Origin of the sequence: Luteibacter flocculans (assembly GCF_023612255.1) — a bacterium.
GTDB classification, from domain to species: Bacteria; Pseudomonadota; Gammaproteobacteria; order Xanthomonadales; family Rhodanobacteraceae; genus Luteibacter; species Luteibacter flocculans.
The window spans coordinates 3,970,305-3,990,552 of sequence record NZ_CP063231.1 but is presented as its reverse complement, the minus strand read 5'-3'; the positions used below and the strand labels follow the sequence as shown (position 1 = coordinate 3,990,552).

Annotated in this window: 20 protein-coding genes; 15 read left to right on the top strand and 5 right to left on the bottom strand. The window is 65.2% G+C overall.

The annotated features are described in order from the left end of the window. Window positions 1-9: 9 nt before the first annotated feature. Entirely contained in the window at window positions 10-927 is a 918-nt protein-coding gene (locus IM816_RS17295) for a LysR family transcriptional regulator (protein ID WP_250339041.1), read from the bottom strand. 115 nt (window positions 928-1,042) lie between these two features. Here IM816_RS17295 and IM816_RS17290 point away from each other — a divergent pair, with 115 nt between their 5' ends. From IM816_RS17290 to IM816_RS17260, 7 genes are all read left to right on the top strand, one after another. Continuing rightward, window positions 1,043-1,780: an SDR family oxidoreductase gene (locus IM816_RS17290; RefSeq protein WP_425602650.1), complete on the top strand. Its 738-nt coding sequence runs from the start codon at window positions 1,043-1,045 to the stop codon at window positions 1,778-1,780. 40 nt (window positions 1,781-1,820) lie between these two features. Further along, window positions 1,821-2,714: an SDR family oxidoreductase gene (locus tag IM816_RS17285; RefSeq protein ID WP_250339039.1), complete on the top strand. Its 894-nt coding sequence runs from the start codon at window positions 1,821-1,823 to the stop codon at window positions 2,712-2,714. A 109-nt stretch (window positions 2,715-2,823) separates the two neighbouring features. Then, on the top strand, window positions 2,824-3,234 hold the full coding sequence (locus IM816_RS17280; protein WP_250339038.1) for a GntR family transcriptional regulator: 411 nt from the start codon (window positions 2,824-2,826) through the stop codon (window positions 3,232-3,234). 19 nt (window positions 3,235-3,253) lie between these two features. Continuing rightward, window positions 3,254-4,174: an ABC transporter ATP-binding protein gene (locus tag IM816_RS17275; protein ID WP_250339037.1), complete on the top strand. Its 921-nt coding sequence runs from the start codon at window positions 3,254-3,256 to the stop codon at window positions 4,172-4,174. A gap of 26 nt (window positions 4,175-4,200) precedes the next feature. Beyond that, entirely contained in the window at window positions 4,201-6,045 is a 1,845-nt protein-coding gene (locus IM816_RS17270) for a hypothetical protein (RefSeq protein ID WP_250339036.1), read from the top strand. A gap of 18 nt (window positions 6,046-6,063) precedes the next feature. Next, a complete protein-coding gene (locus tag IM816_RS17265; RefSeq protein WP_250339035.1) occupies window positions 6,064-8,151 on the top strand; it encodes a S9 family peptidase in 2,088 nt (695 codons plus the stop codon). 175 nt (window positions 8,152-8,326) lie between these two features. Then, window positions 8,327-9,883: a methyl-accepting chemotaxis protein gene (locus IM816_RS17260; protein ID WP_256470199.1), complete on the top strand. Its 1,557-nt coding sequence runs from the start codon at window positions 8,327-8,329 to the stop codon at window positions 9,881-9,883. A 154-nt stretch (window positions 9,884-10,037) separates the two neighbouring features. Here IM816_RS17260 and IM816_RS17255 read toward each other — a convergent pair whose 3' ends face one another. Together IM816_RS17255 and IM816_RS17250 are read right to left on the bottom strand one after the other, a co-directional pair. Then, the gene (locus IM816_RS17255) at window positions 10,038-10,694 is read right to left on the bottom strand and encodes a serine/threonine protein kinase (RefSeq protein ID WP_250339033.1); all 657 of its coding nucleotides are present in this window, start codon (window positions 10,692-10,694) and stop codon (window positions 10,038-10,040) included. Between the two features lie 19 nt (window positions 10,695-10,713). After that, window positions 10,714-11,238 (bottom strand): RNA polymerase sigma factor, encoded by a 525-nt coding sequence (locus IM816_RS17250; RefSeq protein WP_250339032.1) that lies wholly within the window; start codon window positions 11,236-11,238, stop codon window positions 10,714-10,716. 292 nt (window positions 11,239-11,530) lie between these two features. Here IM816_RS17250 and IM816_RS17245 point away from each other — a divergent pair, with 292 nt between their 5' ends. The 4 genes from IM816_RS17245 to IM816_RS17230 are packed head-to-tail and all read left to right on the top strand — an operon-like array spanning window position 11,531 to window position 15,380. Further along, window positions 11,531-12,022, top strand: coding sequence for a MarR family winged helix-turn-helix transcriptional regulator (locus tag IM816_RS17245; protein WP_250339031.1), 492 nt, complete (start codon window positions 11,531-11,533; stop codon window positions 12,020-12,022). A 13-nt stretch (window positions 12,023-12,035) separates the two neighbouring features. Then, window positions 12,036-14,162, top strand: coding sequence for an FUSC family protein (locus tag IM816_RS17240; RefSeq protein WP_250339030.1), 2,127 nt, complete (start codon window positions 12,036-12,038; stop codon window positions 14,160-14,162). Next, window positions 14,152-14,349 (top strand): DUF1656 domain-containing protein, encoded by a 198-nt coding sequence (locus IM816_RS17235; RefSeq protein WP_250339029.1) that lies wholly within the window; start codon window positions 14,152-14,154, stop codon window positions 14,347-14,349. The genes IM816_RS17240 and IM816_RS17235 overlap by 11 nt, the downstream gene beginning before the upstream one ends. A gap of 11 nt (window positions 14,350-14,360) precedes the next feature. Beyond that, the gene (locus IM816_RS17230) at window positions 14,361-15,380 is read left to right on the top strand and encodes an HlyD family secretion protein (protein WP_250339028.1); all 1,020 of its coding nucleotides are present in this window, start codon (window positions 14,361-14,363) and stop codon (window positions 15,378-15,380) included. A 33-nt stretch (window positions 15,381-15,413) separates the two neighbouring features. Here IM816_RS17230 and IM816_RS17225 read toward each other — a convergent pair whose 3' ends face one another. Both IM816_RS17225 and IM816_RS17220 read right to left on the bottom strand, forming a co-directional pair. Continuing rightward, window positions 15,414-16,004, bottom strand: a complete 591-nt coding sequence (locus IM816_RS17225; protein ID WP_072323643.1) for a GNAT family N-acetyltransferase — start codon at window positions 16,002-16,004, stop codon at window positions 15,414-15,416. A gap of 6 nt (window positions 16,005-16,010) precedes the next feature. Continuing rightward, window positions 16,011-16,217, bottom strand: a complete 207-nt coding sequence (locus tag IM816_RS17220) for a YdcH family protein (RefSeq protein WP_072323699.1) — start codon at window positions 16,215-16,217, stop codon at window positions 16,011-16,013. Window positions 16,218-16,319: 102 nt separating this feature from the next. Between IM816_RS17220 and ttcA the strand changes: the two genes are divergently transcribed. The 4 genes from ttcA to IM816_RS17200 all read left to right on the top strand — a co-directional run bounded on the left by ttcA (window position 16,320) and on the right by IM816_RS17200 (window position 20,238). Continuing rightward, the gene (ttcA, locus tag IM816_RS17215; RefSeq protein WP_250339027.1) at window positions 16,320-17,192 is read left to right on the top strand and encodes a tRNA 2-thiocytidine(32) synthetase TtcA; all 873 of its coding nucleotides are present in this window, start codon (window positions 16,320-16,322) and stop codon (window positions 17,190-17,192) included. A gap of 34 nt (window positions 17,193-17,226) precedes the next feature. Next, entirely contained in the window at window positions 17,227-18,414 is a 1,188-nt protein-coding gene (locus IM816_RS17210; protein ID WP_250339026.1) for an amino acid aminotransferase, read from the top strand. Window positions 18,415-18,494: 80 nt separating this feature from the next. After that, window positions 18,495-19,403: a recombination-associated protein RdgC gene (locus IM816_RS17205; protein ID WP_250339025.1), complete on the top strand. Its 909-nt coding sequence runs from the start codon at window positions 18,495-18,497 to the stop codon at window positions 19,401-19,403. Between the two features lie 67 nt (window positions 19,404-19,470). After that, the gene (locus tag IM816_RS17200; protein ID WP_250339024.1) at window positions 19,471-20,238 is read left to right on the top strand and encodes a M48 family metallopeptidase; all 768 of its coding nucleotides are present in this window, start codon (window positions 19,471-19,473) and stop codon (window positions 20,236-20,238) included. Window positions 20,239-20,248 lie beyond the last annotated feature (10 nt).

Below are 20,248 nucleotides of genomic sequence, written 5' to 3'. Positions count from 1 at the left end.
TCGCGTAGGTCAGAGCATGGTCACGCCTTCGCTCGCCCGGGTGGCGAAGGCGCCTGTCAGCCAGTCGATGAATACCCGAACGCGCGGCGATAGCTGGCGGTTGTGCGGATACAGCAGCGAGACGGGCGAAGGCGTGGGGGGATGCTCGGGCAATACCTCCACCAGCGTGCCGGCCGCAAGATCCTCGGCCACGTGGTATCGCGGTACCTGGATGAGGCCGAGCCCCAGTCGCGCGATCACGAGGTTGGTTTCCGCACCCGTCACGGTCACGACCGACGGTAGCGACACGTGGCGGACGTCATGGCCGTCGACGAATTCCAGCGGCAGCGTGCTGCCCGTGGCGGTCGAGAGAAATCCGATCGCGACGTGACCTTCCAGATCGTCGAGCGATGTCGGCGTCCCGTGGCGTTCGAGATACGCGGGACTGGCGCAGGTCACTTCGTCGAGCAGGGCAATGCGCCGGCCTACCATGGTGCTGTCGCTCAATTCGCCCACGCGCAGCACGCAATCCACGCCTTCGCGCACGAGGTCCACCCAGCGATCGCCTTCGCCGATGTGGACGCGCAATGCCGGATAGCGCGCGAGAAAATCCGGCAGCAGCGGAAGCACGAACGTACGCGCCAAGGTGCCGTGCAGGTCCACGCGTAGCAGCCCGCTCGGGCGAGCCTCGCCAAACGCCGCCTCGGCATCCTCGATGTCCGCCAGGATCGTCACGCAGCGGCGGTAGTAGGCCTCGCCATCGAGCGTCGGACTCACCTGCCGCGTGGTCCGTTGCAGCAGCCGAACGCCCAGCCGGGTTTCCAGCCGTTTGATGGCCTGGGTGGCCGTCGAGCGCGGCAGGTCGAGGTCCGTGGCCGCCAGGGTGAAGCTGCGTCGCTCCACGATGCGGACGAAGAGCCGCATCGTTTCGAACCGGTCGAGAGCCATGGATTGTTCCATTCGATGGAATGGTGATGTCGTATCGTGAGCGATTATCCGCGGTGAATCAACGCTCATGCTTTCTCCACCCGGCAATCCCGCCGGGAGGAGAACCGACATGAACGTGAACTCGAACGAGAAGGTCGCCATCGTGACCGGGGCCTCGCGCGGTATCGGTGCCGCCGTGGCGAAGCGTCTGGCACGCGAGGGCTACACGGTGGTCGTGAACTACGCCGGCAACGCCCAGGCGGCCGAAGCCGTGGTGCACGAGATCGAAGCGGCAGGCGGCCGTGCGATCAGCGCGCAGGCGGACGTGTCCAAGGTGACCGACGCGCGCCGCCTGTTCGACAAGGCCGAGGAAGTCTTTGGCGGCGTGGACGTGCTGGTCAACAACGCAGGGCTGATGATCCTGTCCAGCGTCGCCGAGCTGAAGGACGACGATTTCGACCGGCTCTTCGACGTCAACGTGAAGGGCAGCTACAACACCATGCGTGAAGCGGCCCGGCGTCTCCGCGTCGGCGGTCGGATCGTCAACTTCTCGTCCAGCGTGGTCAGCCTGCTGCAACCGACCTACGCCGCTTATGCCGCAACGAAGGCGGCCATCGATGCCACCACCATGGTCCTTGCGCGCGAACTGCGCGGTCGCGGCATCACGGTGAACGCCATCGCGCCAGGGCCGACCGGCACGGACCTGTTCCTCGACGGCAAATCACCGGAACTGGTGGACCGCCTCGCAAAGCTTTCCCCGTTGGAGCGTCTCGGCACGCCCGAAGACATCGCCTCTGCCGTCGCCTTCCTCGTCGGCCCCGATGGCGGCTGGATCAACGGCCAGGTTTTGCGCGCCAACGGCGGCGTCGTCTGAGCCCACTTTTCTTTACGCCTTGTCCCGCGGAGAGACTTTCATGAAGCAGATCATCCTCATCACAGGCGCATCGAGTGGCTTCGGCCTGCTGACCGCCCGTGCCCTCGCCGACGCCGGACACGCCGTCTACGCCAGCATGCGCGACATCGCCGGACGCAACGCTGCGCAGGCCGACGCCGTGCGCAAAGAAGCGGCAGAGCGCAACGTCGACCTGCGTGTGGTCGAGCTGGACGTGACGTCCGACGACTCGGCCCAGGACGCCATCGACACCATCCTGCGCAACGACGGTCGCCTGGACGTGCTCGTCCACAATGCCGGGCATATGGTTTTCGGACCGGCGGAGGCCTTCACTGCAGAACAGTACGCGCAGCTTTACGACGTGAATGTGCTCGGCACGCAGCGCGTCAATCGCGCGGCCTTGCCGGCCATGCGCCGCCAGCGCAAGGGGCTGGTGCTTTGGGTCTCCTCGAGCAGCACGCGCGGTGGTACGCCGCCGTTCCTCGCACCGTATTTTGCGGCCAAGGCGGCCATGGATTCACTGGCGGTGAGCTACTCGGGCGAGCTGACCCGCTGGGGCATCGAGACGTCCATCATGGTGCCGGGCGCGTTCACCAAGGGCACCAACCATTTCGCGCATGCGGGAAAGCCGGCGGATGGAGCGCGCGAAGCGGAATACATGCAGGGCCCGTATGCCGGCATGCCGGAGAAGATACTGAAGGGCCTCGCGAGCCTCGAACCGGCCGACGCCGATGCCACCGAAGTAGCGCGCAAGATCGTGGACGTGGTGAACCTGCCCTTCGGCAAGCGCCCGTTCCGCGTGCACGTGGACCCCTCGCAGGACGGCGCGGAGATCGTCAACGGCGTCGCCGATCGCGTCCGCCGCGAGCTGTTCTGGCGCGCGGGCATCGAAGACCTGCTGGCGCCGAACGTCTGAGCGGGTGACGGCGGCCATCGTTCGCCGCGGGCGATTGGCCTGCGGCGAACCTGTTGACGGGGCGCAGTGAATCCTGCTGTACTATTTGCACTAGTACACATGGTTCACCATGATGACCCGTATCCAGGCATTGCCCATCCAGATCGCCACCGGCGATCCCCGTCCCATCGGCAAGCAGATCGTCGACGCCGTGCGCATGCGTATCGCCACGGGCGACCTTGAGCCCGGGGCGCGGCTTCCGAGCGTACGCGGCCTCGCGCAGCAATTGACCATCAATCCCAACACCGTCGCCAAGGCTTACGCGGAGCTGACCGCCGAAGGGTGGCTGGAATCTCGCCAGGGGCTCGGCCTGTACGTTGCGCCCCCCCGTCAGCGGCTCAGTGCGGCGGAACGCGACCGCCGCATGGACGAGGCGATCCAGGCGTTCGTCTACGAGGTGGCCGCCCTCGACTACCCGCCCGACCGCGCCATCGCCCGCCTCGACAAGGCGTTGAGCGTGCTCGCGAAGAAGTCCGCCTGAGTCCCGCCAAGGAACGCCCATGAACGAGACGACACCCACCGGGTATGTGATCGAGACGCGCGGTCTGACCAAGCGCTACGGGAAGAAGATCGCCATCGACCATCTGGACCTCGCGATCGAGAGCGGCTGCGTGCATGCCATCGTCGGTGCGAATGGCGCGGGCAAATCGACGTTGTTTCGCATCCTGCTCGGCTTTCTTCCGGCCACCTCGGGGGAGGCGCGCATCCTCGGGCGCGACAGTCGCCGGCTGACCCCGTCCGACCGCGAACGGATCGGCTTCGTCAACGAAGAGCACACGCTGCAGGGCTGGATGACCGTTGCTGCCGTCACCGCCATGCAGCGGCGCCAGTACCCCCGCTGGAGCCAATCCGCTTTCGACGAAGTGGTAGGGCACTACAACGTGCAGACGACGCAGAAGGTGAGCCAGCTTTCGCGCGGCGAGCGCGCGGGCTTCAACCTCGCGCTCAGTCTCGCGCAACGCCCCGAACTGCTTGTGCTCGACGAGCCGACGCTCGGCCTCGACGTCGTCGCCAAGCGCGCCTTTCTCGAGACCTTGCTTCACTCCAATGCCGTGGAAGGTTGCACGGTCATCTACTGCTCGCACCAGATGGAAGAAGTGGAACGCGTGGCGGACAACCTCATCATCATGGAGTGCGGCATGCTGCGGAACGTCTCGCCGCCCGATGATTTCCGCGCGCGTGTATCGCACTGGGTGGCCGACATCCCGTTTCGTGGGCCGGACCCGCGCACAGTACCGGGCCTGCTCGATGCGCAGCGCATCGATGGCATCCATCACTACCTGGTGCTCGATCAAGGCGAAGACTTCGCGGACTTCCTTCGCGCGTGCGGCGCCCGCGACATCCATTGCCTGCCGGTAAGCCTCGACCGCGCCGTCAACGGCTTTCTTTCCAAGCAGCACGCAGCCCCCGCGGCCGCCTGATCGCTCATTCGTCCAGGGGGTTCCTCATGCGCGACATCGTCAAGGCCGAATGGCTGCGTTACCAACTCTGGATCCTCGCCTTCGCGGCGGTTCACCTGCTGGTGCTGGTGTTCTTCAACCGATTGGCAGATCTCGGCCAGCAGCCGATCAACGTTCGCCGCCTGTTCGGTGCGGTCTATGCGCTTACCGGCATCCTGCTCGGTTTGCATCAGATGGGCACATGGCGCCGACCGAACCAGTGGATCAATCTTCTGCATCGTCCGGTGGCACCGTGGCGCATCGGTGCCGGCCTGCTTGGCGCCGGCACGATGGCCATGCTGGTGGCGGTGGCGCTTCCGATCGCGATCGTCGTGGCATGGCAGGTGTCGGGTACGGCGCGCATCGTTGAAATGCGCCAAGCGATTCTGCCGGTTGCGGCAATGCTTATCGCCATGGGCGGCTATCTGGCGGGAGCCTACGGTGTGCTCGCCAATCGTCGCTATGCCATCGCTGGGTTGGTGCCGCTCGCCTGGATGGCGGTATCGGATGCCACGGGCCTCGCGGCACTGGTGGTTCAGGTGCTCGCCTGCGTGACGCTGCTGGCGATGGTGTCCATAGTGTTTCGTCCTGATCTTGGCGAGCCGCCGCGGACGGCGGTCGGCATGGTGGTGACAGTCGTGCCGGTGCAGCTGGCGGTCTACGCCGGGCTGCTTCTCCTGGGCTTCGTTGGCGAATTGTCGTGGATCATGCTGGGCACGCATCCGAACAACATGGGCACGCCGCCCCGTGGCGGCGTGGTCGAAGCTGAGCGCATGTCGGGGCGCGAGCGCCTGATCGCGGGCCTGGCGACTGCGACATCGACGGATGCGGCGCTGTGGCGTGAGCAGGTCGTTTTGTCTGACGTGCATGCGCTGCAGCGGCAGATGCGTGGTATCCCCACGCGTGGCGAAGTGAACAATACCGGGCCGCTCGCCTTCGACGATGCGGAAACGCGAACGCAATGGACGTTCAGTCATGCGCGCATGCGTTTCGAGGGAACCGGTGTTGTGGATGGACGGCGTAGCGGCGAGCTGGGCGTGGGTACAGAAAACACCGCCTTCGGGGCCATCGCGTCGCCTGCCGGCGTGCTTCCCGGTATGGCGAAAGGCGACATGGCGATCGTCGCGGGAAACACGCTATACCAATACCTCTCGGCCACGCGAATCATCGTGCCGCGGACGAGTGTGCCCGCAGGCGAATGGCTGCTGGGCACGACACCGGTCGGTGGCAGTCTCGCCGCGCTGACTGATCGAGCCGTCTATCTGTTCGACGGGCGACATCTTCTCGATGGCGACACGCCGTCGTCTCCGCGCTACCGCGTCGACATCCCAGGCAAGCCCGGCGACCTCCATGCGGCAGACCTGGTGGAACTGGTAGACGGCTACCTCCTATCGTTCACCTTTACCGAGTACGCGCACACCATGCTCGGCGCACCGCCCTACCAGACGATTCTGTGGGTGAATGACAAGGGCCGCGTCACGCCGGTAGCCACGCGCCTCATTCAACAGGATTTCCCGGCCCTCTACCGCTACAGAGCATGGTGGTCGTCGCCTGCGTTGTACACCGTGCGCCAGGCGGCAACCCGGTGGCTCGCACCGCAAGACCCCTTGAGCGAGACCGCGGTGCCGCCCATTCCCGATGCCGTGCGAACGCTGGCCGCTGCACTTGCGCTGCTTTCGCTGGTGATCGGCGGATGGTTCGCCGCACATCGGCTGTCGTCCCTCTCGTCCCGCATCGTCTGGACGCTCGCATGCGGATGCATCAGCGTGCCCGCACTGGTCAGCCTCCTGCTCGTCGTGCCGCGGCGCGAAGGTCTGGTCGACGCGTCGCTCCGTTCCGTTCCCGCCAGCTAACGCGCCATGGAGAAGAAGATGACACCGTTCCGGGTATGGCTCGGGGCGCTCGGCGCGCTCGTCTTCGCGTCACCGTGTTTCGCGGCAGACAATGCATTCGAGCGCGCTTTGGCGATCGAGCGCGGACGGCCGCAAGCGGTTCGCTTCGAGCGCGATGCGTTTCTTGTCCGGGCTTCCACTGCCGACGTGACCTTGTCGCCAGACGGCGAGCAATACGCCTTCGTTCGCGGTGTGGACGATGCGCGGGGGCTCTGGTTGGCATCGTCCGTCGATGGGTCCGAACGACAGGTGCTTGCGTCCACGGATGCCACGGCGTTGGCGTGGACGCGCGACGGCCGCTGGTTGTTGGTGATTTCCTCGCGACGCCTTTTCGCCGTTGCTGCTGTGGGGCAGGGCGGTTCGCGTCTGCTCGCCGAACTCGGTGGCGCGGAGGAGCGAAACTTCATGGATGCCGATCCCGTCAGAGACGCTGCGGCGATCGTGCGCGAGCGGACGCTGGCGCCCACCGGGTCAACGAAGTCATGGCGACTCGTACGCGTTTACGTCGACGGTCGTCGTCAGGTGCTGGCGGAAACGCGGGATCGCGTCACCGGCTATGCGCTCGACCCGAGCGGGCGACTTGCCTATCTGCAGGTGATGCAGGACGACCGTCTGCTCACATGGCGGATTGCCGCCGACGGCACAAGGCAGGACGTGCTCCATTGCGAGCGCATGCATCGCTGCGGGTTGTGGCCGCGCACCGATGACGCGGGGCGGATGCTGTTCGCTGGCGACATCGGTGGAAGCCTGCGCCGCCTGCAGCGGCTCGAACCCGATGGCTCGGTGAGCGCCGTGCTTGCCGATCCGCGCGGCGAGGCCGATCTGGACGACTTCATGGCGGACCCGGTGTCGGGTGCGCCAGGACTCGCGTATTTTCGTGGAACTGTAGTCACCGTTCGAGGTATCGACCGCGCAATGCAGGCGCATATCGACGCGATTGAGCAGCGCTACCGAGGGCGCGCGTTGACGCTGCAACCGGGACGTTCCCGCTGGCTGGTGGTGGAGCGAGGCGGTGCGCTGCAGGGCGTCCGCTATCACCTCTATAACCCGACGAACGGACAGGTCAGCGACATCCTCGACGATCCGCCGCGTCGCGCACGCGACGACGGCGCCGCATCGTGGCTGCCGGAATCCGCCATGGCGCGGCAACTGCCGTTCTCTTGGACGGCCTCCGATGGCATGCGTCTGCATGGGTTCGTACGCGTGCCGCCTGGGCGCGATCCCGCCCACGTGCCGCTCGTTGCCATGGTCCACGGCGGACCGTGGGGTCAGGTGGCCGCAGAAGAATTCGGTACGGGCTATGCGCAGTTCCTGGTGAACCGGGGCTATGCCGTATTCGAGCCGAACTTCCGCGGGTCCACGGGCTTCGGGCGCGACTACATGCTCGCCGCGAACGGCGACTTCGGTAATGGTCGGGTGCAGCGCGACATCGTGGAAGGCACGCAAGCGCTGCTTGCGGCAGGTGTCGGCGACCGGGACCGCGTCGGCATCGTCGGTGCGTCGTTCGGCGGCTACGCCACCTTGCTCGGACTCACCTGGCAGCCCGAATTGTTCCGCGTCGGCGTGGCCTTCGTGCCACCTGCGGATTTCGCCTGGGATCTCACCTGGATCACGCGGACGCGCGAAGCGCAGGTGCTGTCCGCCGTCTTGCCGTTCGAACGATGGATGTCGCTTGTCGCGCTCGATCTGAACGATCCCGCACGCATGGGTCCGCTGCATGCGCAATCGCCCCTCGCGAATGCGGAGCGCATGAACCGCCCGCTGACGATCCTTGCCGGCGGCGACGATCAGCGCGTGGCCTTGCGCGGCGTGCTCGGCTACGTGGCGCGGCTGACGCTGCTGGACAAGAACGTGACGCTCCTGGTGGACCCCGCCGCGGGACACCAGAACGACCGCGTCGTCGCCAAGGAAGCCGGCCTGTACCTGACGGCCGAAGCCCTGCGCACCGTCCTCGGCGGTCCCGCCGAAACGCCGCCCGACCCCGTATTGAGCCAGTACTTGAGGGCAAACCTGCGGGTGAGTGGTGGCGCGTTAGCGGATGACGCTACGGCGAAGACCAAGAGGTAGCGCCTCGCGGCAGCACGAGCGGGATGTTCTTTGGCCCCCGCCCCACGGTTGCGCGTCACGTGTATTTCACGTTGATGAACCAATTCCGTTAATTCTTACCTAATTGCGTCCGTGAGCCTTAAGTTCGAGCCATCGCAGCCGTTGCTCTCGTCCAACCGAGGGGAAATGCACAAAAATGGCAAATTTAAGCGTGCGGGCTCAGCTCGCTCTTCTGGCCAGTGGCCTTGCCGTGGCCATGTTGGCCACCTGTGCCTCAGGGCTATATGCCCTGTCGACGACGGGCGAAGCGCTGCGAACCGTCTATGAAGATCGCACCGTCTGTATCCAGCAGCTGTCCGTGGTGAGCGACGCCCTGCGTGACGAAGCCATGCTGCTGTCGCGAGCCACCCTCGATCCGGCGCAATTCCCGGGCAAATCCGCTGCCGACCAGAGCCTTCAGCGTCGTTCGGCGTTGGATCACGAGTGGAAGACCTATGCCGCCACCTACTGGACGCCCGACGAGAAAATCCTGGCCGACGGATTTCACGATGCGTATCTGACGCTGGAGCGCGAAGGCCTCGCCCCGGCACGCGAGGCGTTGCTTGCTGGCGACATCGCGAGCGCGGGCAAGACCCTGCACGGGCGCGTGGATACGCTGCTGCCCGAAACCCTCGCTCGACTGGACCGCCTGCGCAAGCTTCAGGTCGATGTCGCCGCCAGCGAGTATCACGCGTCACGTGAGCGGTACGACTTGCTATTGCGCGTACTCATCGGCATCGCCAGTGCGGGCCTCGCGCTCGGTACGTGCGTCGCAGTCTGGACGGGACGGCGCCTCTACGCCGCATTGGGTGGGGAGCCGCTCTATGCCGCCGAGGTGGTCCGTCGCATCGCCGATGGCGACCTTACGGTGACCGTGGATCTGAAGCGACGGGACTCGTCGAGCCTGCTGTATTCGATCGTCGGCATGCGCGATCACCTGTCGACCATCGTTTCCGGCATCAAGCGTTCGAGCCATTCCATTGCCACGGCCGCCGATCAAATTTCTCAAGGCAATGCGAACCTGTCGCAACGCACCGAAGAACAGGCGGCCTCGCTCGAAGAGACCGCAGCGAGCATGGAACAACTCACGGCCACGGTCCGCGAGAACACCAACAGCGCCCTGCTCGGCACGAACATCGCGAACACCGCGTCGTTGGCTGCCGGGCGCGGTGGCGAAGCGGTCAGCCGCGTCGTCGAGACCATGAACGGTATTGCCGCCAGCTCGGCGCAGGTGGCCGACATCGTCGGCATCATCGACGGGCTGGCCTTCCAGACCAATATTCTTTCGCTGAACGCCGCCGTCGAGGCGGCCCGCGCGGGCGAGCACGGGAGAGGGTTCGCGGTGGTGGCAAGCGAAGTCCGATCGCTGGCGCAGCGAAGCGCGGTGGCAGCCAAGGACATCCGCTCGTTGATCGACGTCTCCATCGAGCGTGTTCAGGAAGGCTCTTCGATGGTTCACGAGGCCGGATCCACGATCCAGGGCGTCGTGAGCGCGGTTCACGAAGTCTCTGGCGTGATGGGCGGAATTTCCGCCGCGTCCCAGGAGCAATCTGCCGGCATCGAGCAAGTCAATCGCGCAGTCACGCAAATGGATCAGGTCACCCAGGAGAACGCTGCGTTGGTCGAGCAATGCGCCGCCGCGTCGCGGTCGCTTGCCGAACAGGCGGCGTTGCTGCGCACGGCGGTTGATGTGTTTCGCGTCGAGGCCGCATAGGGGTGGCTGCTGTTATCTGGATTGCTGCACGCCGCGCCACACGATATCCGTCTCGGAGGCGCCCCTGTGATCGTACTCATGGACCTGTCGATGGCAGGCTGCCATTACCCGCCGAAACTTTCTCGTACTCCCACATGAGGCCTGCATTAAGGATTTAGTCACGTTCGAAGCGCTGCAGTTCGTCCAGTTGCGCCTGCGCGTTGCGCAGGCTGCGACCGCTTAAGGAATCGTCCATTTTCCGGCCGAACTCGGCGCGTTGCGGGCGGCGCGCCCAGCGATGGAACCACCCCGTCGCCAGCAGGCCGGCGATGCCAATGCCGTATCCGCTCCACACGAACGCGGGCGCCTTGACCAGCAGATCGACATCGCCCAGGCCCGCCAGGGTCTGCACGACCGCGACCCACAGGAACCACCACGGCAGACCGGCGATCATGCCGCTGCGGACGTACAGCGTGCGTGCGTGCAGCAGTTGCTTCTGGATGACGAGCACCGGCTGCGAGTAGTCGATGTTGCCGAGCTGCCCCAGTACGATGCCCGCGGCGACGATCGTCAGCACGCCGTAAGCCTGCACGACCACGCCGGCGACGATGGACGAGGCATGCGCAGGCTGACTCATCCACAGCAGCGACGCGAGCAGGATGAAGGGAATACCGAACAGGATCTGTGCCACCTGACCCCAGAACAGCGGGCGCAGGCTGCCGCGAGCCTTGTCCAGCCTGCGCTCGCGCAGTTCGAGAAGTTTCAGCGTGTTGTCCAGTTGCAGCCGGTGGTCGAGCGATTGCCAGGCGGACTTGAAGTCATCGAGTTCCATTGAGGTATCCCTGTCGGTGTTATCGGAATTCGTCGCGGATGCGCTGTTTCAGGCGCCCGATCTTGGTGGAGACGTTGTTTTCGGTGATACCGAGAATCTCGGCGATCTCGCGTTGCGAGCGGTCTTCGAGATAAAGCAGCAACAGCGCGCAGTCCAGCGGCGGCTGGCGGGCTATGAACTCGTGCAGCAGGCGAAGCGCCTGTTCGTTCTCCGGATCGACAGGGTTTCCGTCGGCCACGTCGTGCAGGGTTTCGTCCAGTGGCAAAGCGTCGTGCCGTTGCCGCAATTGGCGATTGCGCATATGGCTGATCGCCACGTTCAGCGCGATCCGGTACATCCAGGTGGTGACGCTGCGCGCCGGGTCGTACTTCGGCCAGGCGTGCCAGAGCTGTGCTGCGATTTCCTGGGCCAGATCGGCGCGGTCCTCGGCGCCGTGCGCGTAGCTGCCGGCGATCTTGAACACAATGCCGGAATGACGCTGAAGCAGCGCGCTGAAGGCCTGTCGGGCGTCGTTCGCGGTCATGGCGGTTGCGATGGTATCCATTAGTTCACCAGCGCGATCGTCGCGCCCCTTTCAACCCATGATTCGAGCGAGCGCACGAAATCTCACACGCCGCCAGCACGATTTTTCACGAAGATGCCTGCCCCCGAGTCCCTCGGTGTCGCCATCCGCCCGGCGAGTCTTAAGGGTCATGGCGCCTTTAAGGCCCAGTGTTGACCTAAAGGGTTAGCGACATCTGTCTTCGCCCAGGTGGCGCGAAGAAAAGTAATACCCCTATTGAATATACATAAATGAACTATATACTTATGAGGTAACCACTTGCTGGAACCTCACGATGAGCGATTTCGCCCCGACCGAAGCCCGTTTGGACGTTACCCGGGCCAAGTACCCCGACTTTCCGCGGTCGCCGGCGGTGCTGGTGCGGCTGGTGAAGCACCTGTTCAAGGAGATCCACGACGAGGCCAACGTCGTGATGCGGCCCTATGGACTGAACCACGCCGAGTACAACATCCTGATGATGCTGTACGGCTCGCCCGACAATCAGATGCACCCTTCGGCACTGGCCGAGGCGGCGGGCGAGAAGTCCGCCAACGTCACGCGCCTTACGACGAGCCTGTGCGAGAAGGGGTACGTCGCGCGCGCCGGCAGCGACGAGGATCGTCGCAAGGTCACCTTGACCCTGACTCCCGAGGGCGTCGCGCTGATCGAGGGCTTTCTTCCCGACATCGTCACGTTGCTTCACCGTCAGACGCGTAACCTCACGCCTAGCGAGCAGGGTCAACTGGAAACCCTGCTGAAGAAGATGCTGGCTGGGTTCGGGGACTAAGAGCGCGCGCGTCATGTCCGCTACCCGACTTTCCACTCCGGCACCAGCCGTCTCATCGGTCATCGCCGACACCCTGCGCGAGCAGGCCTCGACCTGGCTGTTTGTGGCAAAGACGCTGCTGGCGTTCTTCGTGACCGGCTGGATCGCGATGCGGCTGGCGCTGCCGGCGCCGTCCACCGCCATGCTGACGACCATCATCGTTGCCAACCGCCAGGCGGGTATGGTGCTGGCGAAGAGTTTCTATCGTGCGCTCGGCACGTTGGCCGGTGCCGTGGCGGGCGTGACCATCGTTGCCATGTTCCCCCAGCAGCGTGACCTGTTCCTGGTGTCGCTTTCGTTGTGGATCGGTCTTTGCGCGGGTGGCGCCACGCTTTACCGCAACTTCAAGTCCTATGCCTTCGTGCTCGGTGGCTATACGGCCGCCATCATCGCCATTCCCGTGATCGACAATCCGCCGGCCGTGTTCGATTCGGCGACGGCGCGCATCAGCGAAGTGCTGTTGGGCCTGCTGGTGAGCGGCGTGGTGAGCGACGTGGTGTTCCCCAGCCGCATGCGCGACGTATTGCGCCGTACGGCGCGCGAGCAGTTCGCTCACTTTGTCGGCTTCGTCCGCGACAGCGTCGGCGGTGCGATTCCGCGCGATTCCATGGAACGCGCGCATCTGCGCTTCGTGCGTGCCGCCGTCGCGCTGGAAGACCTGCGCAGCTCGGTGATCTTCGAGGATGCGGAAGCGCGCTCGCGGAGTAACCATCTGCGCTTGTTCAACCAACGCTTCATGGCCGCCTCCACGAGCTTTCAGTCGCTGCATCACCTCATCAATCGCCTTGAGCGCGCGCGGCGTGACGCAGCCGCGCAGGCCCTGATTCGACTATACGCGCCGCTGGGGGAGGCATTGGATGCGCCTATCGAGGCCGGCGCGGCGGCACGCGTGTTGTTGCCACGCCTGACGATGGCACGCGACGCCATGCACGCCAACGCGACGCGTCTTCGCGCTGGGCTCGACGGGGAACAGGACCTGCGCGACTTCGATACCGGTGCATCCCTGCTACACCGTTTCGCGGCAGAACTGCATGACTACGTCGACGCCGCAGCGATGCTGCAGGCGCCGCACGTCATTGGCGGCGCTGCCGAACGGGTGCGCTTCGACCGAAGCAATGACTTCCTCGGCGCGGGCATTGCCACGATCCGCACGACGTTGACCATGCTGGTGCTCGGCGCTTACTGGATCGAGAGTGCGTGGCCCTCAGGCGCCAGCGCCATGTTGCTCGCTACCGTCTTCGCCGGTCTGTTCGCGACGACGCCCAATCCGACGCGGGTGACCTGGTACGTCACGCTCGGTTACATCGGCGGCATGCTGGCGGGCTTCGTCTGCGAGTTCTTCGTGCTGACGCAACTGGACGGCTACGGTTTGCTGGTGATCGGCGTGGCCCCGTTTCTTGCCGTGGGCCTGGTCATGATGATGAGCCCCCGCTACGCCTCGCATGGGCTCGGCTGGGCCATGGGCTTCGCGTACATCCTCGCGTTGAAGAATGGGCAGACCTACGATCCTGCTCACTTCATCAACGATGCCGTGGCGCAGGCAGTGGGCCTGGGTGCCGCGGCGATGTCTTTCGTGGTGATTCCGCCCGCCATCGGCAGCGTGTGGCTACGCCGTCGCCAGTTGGCCCGCCTGCGCGCACAGGTTGCGTTGGCCGCGGAGGCGCCCTTGCCGGGGCTGCGCCATCGCTTCGAGAGCGTGAACCACGATCTCTTCAGCCAGGTCGTCGCGCAGACCGAGCCGGGCAGCGCGGATTCGCGCAGCCTGATCGCCTGGGCGCTTGCCGTGCACGAGACGGGCAGGGCGCTGATCGAACTGCGCCACGATATGGCGCAACAGGAGATCCCTGCGATGCTGCGGCCTCACCTCGAAGCGTCGTTGCGCACGCTGGCGCGCTTCTACGAACGCCCGGATGCGCAAGGTTATCTGCTCGCCCGCGATGCCGTCGCCACGGCTATCGCGGGCGTTGGCGAGCACACCAGTATGGCGTCGCTGCTCGAACACCTCCATCTCATCCGCATGGCGCTGCTCGACGGCGAGTCCGTCCTGGCGGCGTACATGCCCGACACGCCTCTCAGCGAGGAGATCGCCCATGCCCCGTGAAATCGCACTCGGCGACGCCCTGGTTCCGGGCTTGCTCGTTCTGTTCGTGCTTGCGCTTCTGGTGCTCTGGTTGCTCGACGGACTGGCTGGCCGCCTCGGTTTCTACCGACTCGTTTGGCATCCGCCGCTGTTCCGGTTTGCCGTGTTCGTCTGTGTCTTCGGCGCTTTCGCGCTGTTCCTGCATTGAGTGATGTCGTCATGAAACTTGCCTCCCTCATCCGCTTCACCATCACTGCCGCCATCGTGGTTGTGGCGGCCTTCGTCGGCCACGCCTTGTGGAAGCACTACATGTATTCGCCGTGGACCCGCGATGGCCGCGTCCGCGCGGAAATCGTGCGTGTCGCTCCCGACGTCGCGGGCCTGGTGACCGACGTACGCGTGGTGGACAACCAGACGGTGAAGAAGGGCGATCTGCTCTTCGTCGTGGACAAGGCGCGCTACCAGAATGCCGTGGCCCAGGCGGAGGCGAATCTCCACGCCGCCGAGGCGGCCGCGCGGGCGGCCGGCGCGAGCATCAATGCGGCATCGGCCGGTGCGCAGCAGAGCCGCGCGAACTTCGAGATGTACGCAGCCCAGTCGGAGCGGCGGCAGCGACTCATCAACAACGTGATTTCGGCTGAAGACAAGGCGAATGCTGCGGCTGCGGCGAATGCAGCGCGTGCCGGTTGGCAGCAGGCGCAAGCCAGCACCAAGCAGGCCAGCGCCGCGCAGCAGCAGGCACTCGCTGCGGTGGCGCAGGCCCAGGTGGAACTGGCGTCCGCGCAATTGAATCTGGATCGCACGGAAGTGCGCGCCCCGGTGGATGGCTATATCACCAATCTCGACGTGCGCGTGGGCGACTACGCCAACGCGGGTGCGGCGCGTCTCGCGCTGATCGACAGCCACTCGTACTGGGTCTACGGCTACTTCGAGGAAACCAAGCTGCCGGGCCTTCGCGTGGGCGATCCGGTCGATATCCGCCTGATGAGCGGTGGCGTGCACCTCAAGGGCACGGTGGAAAGCGTCGCACACGGCATCACCGATGCCGAGAATCCCACCGGAAGCGACCTGCTCGCCGACGTGAACCCCACCTTCAACTGGGTGCGCCTGGCGCAGCGTGTGCCGGTCCGGGTGAAGATCGATACCGCCCACATGCCGCCGGGTACGGTGCTGGCCGCAGGCATGACGGCGACGCTGGTGGTGAAGCCTTCCCATCCTGACGCGGTCGCCATGCGTTGAGCCATGGCCATCGCTGGGGCGCCGCGTGATCCGTCAGCGCGGCGCCAGGCGACGCAGGCGCGACTGGAGCCACTTGTCTACATCCGGCCATTCGGTGGCGAGGATGCTGTAGCAGACGGTGTCGCGCAGCGAACCGTCGTTGCGGCGTTTGTGTGCGCGGAGCACGCCCTCGCGCTTGGCGCCCAGTCGCTCGATGGCGCGCTGGGAATCCTGGTTATAGGCGTCGGTGTGGAACTCGACGGCCACCGCACCCACCTGCTGAAAGGCGTTTGCCAGGAGCAGATGCTTGCAGGCGGTATTCACGTGGCTGCGCTGCCAGCGGCGCGCGTACCAGGTGTAGCCGATGGCGACACGGGACGGGTCGCTGACGATGTCGTAGTAGCGCGTCGATCCGACGATCTCGCCGCTGCCGTTCTCGCGTACGACCCACGGGCACATCCGCCCTTCTTCCTGGCCGCGCAAGGCCGCTTCCACGTACGCCGTCATCAGGCCGGGCCGGGGCACCGAGGTGAACCATAGATCCCACAGTTCGCCGTCCGCCGCGGCCTGCTCCAGCGCCCCGACGTGGTCCAGTGACAGCGGTTCCAGCGTGACGTACGTGCTTTCCAGGCGATCGGGGGTCATGGCGGGTCAGGCGTCCAGGTCCGGGATGAGACTGCTCTCGATGCGGGCGATGGTGTCCTTCAGCAGCAGCTTGCGCTTCTTCAGGCGGGTGAGCTGCAGTTCGTCGCGGCTGATCGAGGTGGCCAGGTGTTCGATGGCGGAATCGAGGTCGCGATGCTCCACCTTCAGTTCGGCGAGGCGCTGGGTTAGCTGAGCGGGATCCTGGACCTGCATGGCGTTCGGCCGGGCGGCGGGGGTTCCGCCATTGTAACGCCAGCGAACGCGGCCGCAGCGGCTACAATGGGCCCTTCCCCAGGCCGGTGCCCCGATCGCCACATGTCCGCCACCCCCGAAGCCCTCCGCAAGCAGACCTACGAAGCCGGCAAGCTCGCCAAGCGCCTGCGTCATCAGGTCGGGCAGGCCATTGCCGACTTCGGCATGATCGAGGACGGCGACAAGGTGATGGTGTGCCTGTCCGGCGGCAAGGACTCGTACACCCTGCTGGATATGCTGCTGTCGTTGCAGGCCAAGGCGCCGGTGCGTTTCGATCTCATCGCGGTCAACCTCGACCAGAAGCAGCCGGACTTCCCGGCCCACGTGCTGCCCGAATACCTCACGGCGCGCGGTGTGCCGTTCCACATCATCGAGCAGGACACGTACAGCGTCGTCACTCGGGTCATTCCGCAGGGCAAGACGATGTGCAGCCTGTGTTCGCGTATGCGCCGCGGGGCGCTGTACGACTGGGCGGCTGCCAATGGCATCACCAAGATCGCGCTGGGCCATCACCGCGACGACATCCTCGGCACGTTCTTCCTGAACATGTTCTACCAGGGCAGCCTCAAGGCGATGCCGCCGAAGCTGCGCTCCGACGATGGCCGCCACGTGGTCATCCGTCCGCTGGCCTATTGCCGCGAGGACGACATCGCCGCCTATGCGGAAGCGCGTGCTTTCCCCATCATTCCCTGCAATCTTTGCGGTTCGCAGGAGAACATGCAGCGCAAGGTCGTGAAGCGCATGCTGCAGGATTGGGAAAAATCCCATCCCGGCCGTAGCGAGACGATCTTCCGCGCGATGGGCAATGTCGCGCCGTCGCAATTGACCGACCGTAACCTGTTCGATTTCGCGAGCCTCGGTGCGCGGGAAGGTGCAAAGCGTGCCGATGCCCATGCATGGCTTGCTGGTGGCCCGACCGACGATGCCAACGAATGATTCTTCTGCCCACCCGTTTCAAGGCTTTCCGACCATGACCCTGTTCTCTTCCGTCGAACTCGCTCCGCGCGACCCGATTCTCGGCCTCAACGAAGCGTTTGGTGCCGACACGCGTGCCGACAAGGTCAACCTCGGCGTTGGCGTGTACTACGACGAAAACGGTCACGTGCCCCTGCTGCGCGCGGTGCGCGAAGCCGAAAAGGCGCGCCTGGAAGCGCAACTGCCGCGCGGCTATCTGCCGATCGACGGCATTGCGCTTTATGACAGCGCGGTGCAGAAGCTGCTCTTTGGCGCCTCGTCGCCGCTGCTGGCCGACCGCCGCGTCGTCACGGCGCAGGCGCTCGGTGGCACCGGTGCGCTCAAGGTCGGTGCGGATTTCCTGAAGCGCCTCAATCCTTCGGTGCCGGTCGCCATCAGCAACCCGAGTTGGGAGAACCACCGCGCGCTGTTCGAGGGTGCCGGCTTCTCCGTCGTGGAATACCCGTACTACGACGCTGCCACGCACGATGTCGACGTCGACGCGATGCTGGCCGGACTCGCGAAGCTCCCTCAGGGTGCCGTCGTTGTTTTGCACGCGTGCTGTCACAACCCGACGGGCGTCGATCTCGGCGTCGACGACTGGAAGCGCGTGATCGACACCGTGCGCGAACGCAGCCTTGTACCGTTCCTCGATATCGCCTACCAGGGCTTCGGTGACGGCATCGAAGAAGACGCGGTCGCAGTCCGCCTGTTCGCCGACGCGCAATTGTCTTTCTTCGTCGCCAGCTCGTTCTCCAAGTCGTTCTCGTTGTACGGCGAGCGTGTCGGCGCGCTGTCGATCGTCACCGCCTCGCACGATGAGGCGCTGCGCGTGCAATCGCAGGTCAAGCGCGTGATCCGCACGAACTACTCCAACCCGCCGACGCACGGTGCCGCCGTGGTTTCGGCGGTGCTCAACCACGACGACCTGCGTGCGACCTGGGAAACCGAACTGGGCCAGATGCGTGAGCGTATTCGCGCGATGCGCCGCGGGTTGGTCGAGCGCCTCGCCGATGCGGGCGACTTCGCCTTCATCGAGCGGCAGCGCGGCATGTTCTCGTATTCCGGCCTGTCGGCCGCGCAGGTGGAACGCCTGCGCACGGAATACGGCATCTATGCCGTGGGCACTGGCCGTATCTGCGTCGCCGCCCTCAACCAGGGCAACCTCGACCGCGTGGCGAAAGCCATCGCCAGCGTCGTCTAGCTTCCGCTCTACCGCATTCTTCGCCGACGGGCGCCACGGCGCCCGTCATGGCTTCTCCTTCGCACGAGATTTGTCGATCCATGTTCTTTCGCAATCTGACGCTGTTCCGTTTTTCCGAGCCTGTCGCCGCCGACCTGGAACGCCTCGACGAGGCGCTGCCCGAGCACCGGCTGCGGCCGGTCGGTCCGATGGAGATGTCCACACGCGGCTTCGTCTCGCCGCTCGGTCGCAACGAGGAAGCGCTCACGCATAGCGTGGGTCGCCATACGATGGTCACGGTGGGCAGCGAAGATAAGCTCCTGCCGGCCGCCGTGGTGAACGACGAGCTGGCCAACCGCGTGCAGAAGATCGCCGAGGAGGAAGGACGCAAGATCAGTGGGCGCGAGCGCAAGAAGATCAAGGACGATGTCATGAACGAGCTGCTGCCGCGCGCCTTCGTGCGCAGCTCGCGCATGAAAGCCTATGCAGACAAGAAAGCCGGCTGGCTCGTGCTGGATACGTCCAGCCGCAAGTCGGCCGAAAACACCCTGAGCCAGATTCGCGAGGCCCTTGGCAGCTTCCCCGCGGTGCCGCTGGCGCCGGAGGAGTCGCCCCGGGTGCTGATGACTCACTGGGTGGCGACGGGCGAGTTGCCGGCCGGCCTGGCCTTGGGGGACGAGTGCGAACTGCGCGACCCTGCCACAGCCACCGGCGCCATTGCCCGGTGCCGTCGGCAAGATCTCGATACCGATGAGATTCGGGAGCACCTGCGCACGGGTAAACAGGTCTTTCAGTTGGGTCTGGTCTTCGACGACCGCATTTCCTTTGTACTTGGCGAAGACCTGATCCTGCGTAAAATCAAGTTCACGGACGTCGTGCTCGATGAACAGGCAGACAGCCCCGAATCGGCGGCGGCCGAGATGGACGCCAATTTCGCCTTGATGACCCTGGAATACGGTCGCCTGCTGAGCAAGCTGGAAGAGTGGTTCAAGCTGCCCCGGCCGGAGTGAGGCGACAGTCGCAAGGCGTGACACGCGTTCGTGGGATGTTCGTCGGGATCAGCAAGAGAATCGCGACATGGCATCGGAAGACGGTGAGTGGCTTGAACTGACTGCCCCAGGGGGCAGCACTATCCGTGTGCTGAAAGCGGCGCATCCACGCGCTCGTCGTTTGCGCCTGACGGTCACGCCCAAGGGCGCCCGGCTTACCTATCCCAACGGTACGCACGTGGCGCAGATGACGGCCTTCCTCCGTCATCACGTCGATTGGCTCGAGCAGAAGCTCGGCGAATTCAACCTCGATGCCGAACCGCTGCCGCCGTTGCGCGTCGGTGTGCCGACCACGTTTCCGTTCCGCGGCGAGGACGTCGTGCTCGACTGGGCGGAAGGACCGTATCCCCGCGTCGAGCAAGAGCCGGGCCAGATCGTGCTGCAGATTCCCCGGCCGCATACCCGTGCCCTGCTCGTCGCGCGTGGGCTGCTTGCCACGCATTTCGAGATGCAGATCCGTCGTGACGTATCACGCTGGCTGCCGGCCTACATTCCGCAGATCAGCGCCGCGCCCACCGCGTTACGCATTCGACCCTTGAAGAGCCTGTGGGGAAGCCTCGACACGCGCGACAGGATCAACCTTGACCTTGCGCTCGCGCTGGCGCCGCCCGCGGCGCTTCGCTATGTGCTGGTGCACGAGTTGTGTCACCTCAAGGTGCGCAATCACTCGCCGAAGTTCTGGCACTGGGTGGAAGCGCTCTCGCCTGACTACAAGGAACAGCGTGCCTGGCTGCGGACCAACGGCAGCGCATTGAAGCGACAATTGGATCGCCTGATTGCCGATGTCGCCGACTGACCGCGCTAAC

What these genes read in the sequence shown, in the direction of transcription:
- IM816_RS17280 (WP_250339038.1), top strand. Translation starts at nt 2,824, where the DNA reads ATGATGACCCGTATCCAGGCATTGCCCATCCAGATCGCCACCGGCGAT.
- IM816_RS17270 (WP_250339036.1), top strand. Translation starts at nt 4,201, where the DNA reads ATGCGCGACATCGTCAAGGCCGAATGGCTGCGTTACCAACTCTGGATC.
- IM816_RS17265 (WP_250339035.1), top strand. Translation starts at nt 6,064, where the DNA reads ATGACACCGTTCCGGGTATGGCTCGGGGCGCTCGGCGCGCTCGTCTTC.
- IM816_RS17255 (WP_250339033.1), bottom strand. Translation starts at nt 10,694, where the DNA reads ATGGAACTCGATGACTTCAAGTCCGCCTGGCAATCGCTCGACCACCGG.
- IM816_RS17210 (WP_250339026.1), top strand. Translation starts at nt 17,227, where the DNA reads ATGACCCTGTTCTCTTCCGTCGAACTCGCTCCGCGCGACCCGATTCTC.
- IM816_RS17275 (WP_250339037.1), top strand. Translation starts at nt 3,254, where the DNA reads ATGAACGAGACGACACCCACCGGGTATGTGATCGAGACGCGCGGTCTG.
- IM816_RS17235 (WP_250339029.1), top strand. Translation starts at nt 14,152, where the DNA reads ATGCCCCGTGAAATCGCACTCGGCGACGCCCTGGTTCCGGGCTTGCTC.
- IM816_RS17240 (WP_250339030.1), top strand. Translation starts at nt 12,036, where the DNA reads ATGTCCGCTACCCGACTTTCCACTCCGGCACCAGCCGTCTCATCGGTC.
- IM816_RS17250 (WP_250339032.1), bottom strand. Translation starts at nt 11,238, where the DNA reads ATGGATACCATCGCAACCGCCATGACCGCGAACGACGCCCGACAGGCC.
- IM816_RS17295 (WP_250339041.1), bottom strand. Translation starts at nt 927, where the DNA reads ATGGCTCTCGACCGGTTCGAAACGATGCGGCTCTTCGTCCGCATCGTG.
- IM816_RS17230 (WP_250339028.1), top strand. Translation starts at nt 14,361, where the DNA reads ATGAAACTTGCCTCCCTCATCCGCTTCACCATCACTGCCGCCATCGTG.
- IM816_RS17225 (WP_072323643.1), bottom strand. Translation starts at nt 16,004, where the DNA reads ATGACCCCCGATCGCCTGGAAAGCACGTACGTCACGCTGGAACCGCTG.
- IM816_RS17205 (WP_250339025.1), top strand. Translation starts at nt 18,495, where the DNA reads ATGTTCTTTCGCAATCTGACGCTGTTCCGTTTTTCCGAGCCTGTCGCC.
- IM816_RS17285 (WP_250339039.1), top strand. Translation starts at nt 1,821, where the DNA reads ATGAAGCAGATCATCCTCATCACAGGCGCATCGAGTGGCTTCGGCCTG.
- IM816_RS17200 (WP_250339024.1), top strand. Translation starts at nt 19,471, where the DNA reads ATGGCATCGGAAGACGGTGAGTGGCTTGAACTGACTGCCCCAGGGGGC.
- IM816_RS17260 (WP_256470199.1), top strand. Translation starts at nt 8,327, where the DNA reads ATGGCAAATTTAAGCGTGCGGGCTCAGCTCGCTCTTCTGGCCAGTGGC.
- IM816_RS17220 (WP_072323699.1), bottom strand. Translation starts at nt 16,217, where the DNA reads ATGCAGGTCCAGGATCCCGCTCAGCTAACCCAGCGCCTCGCCGAACTG.
- IM816_RS17245 (WP_250339031.1), top strand. Translation starts at nt 11,531, where the DNA reads ATGAGCGATTTCGCCCCGACCGAAGCCCGTTTGGACGTTACCCGGGCC.
- ttcA (WP_250339027.1), top strand. Translation starts at nt 16,320, where the DNA reads ATGTCCGCCACCCCCGAAGCCCTCCGCAAGCAGACCTACGAAGCCGGC.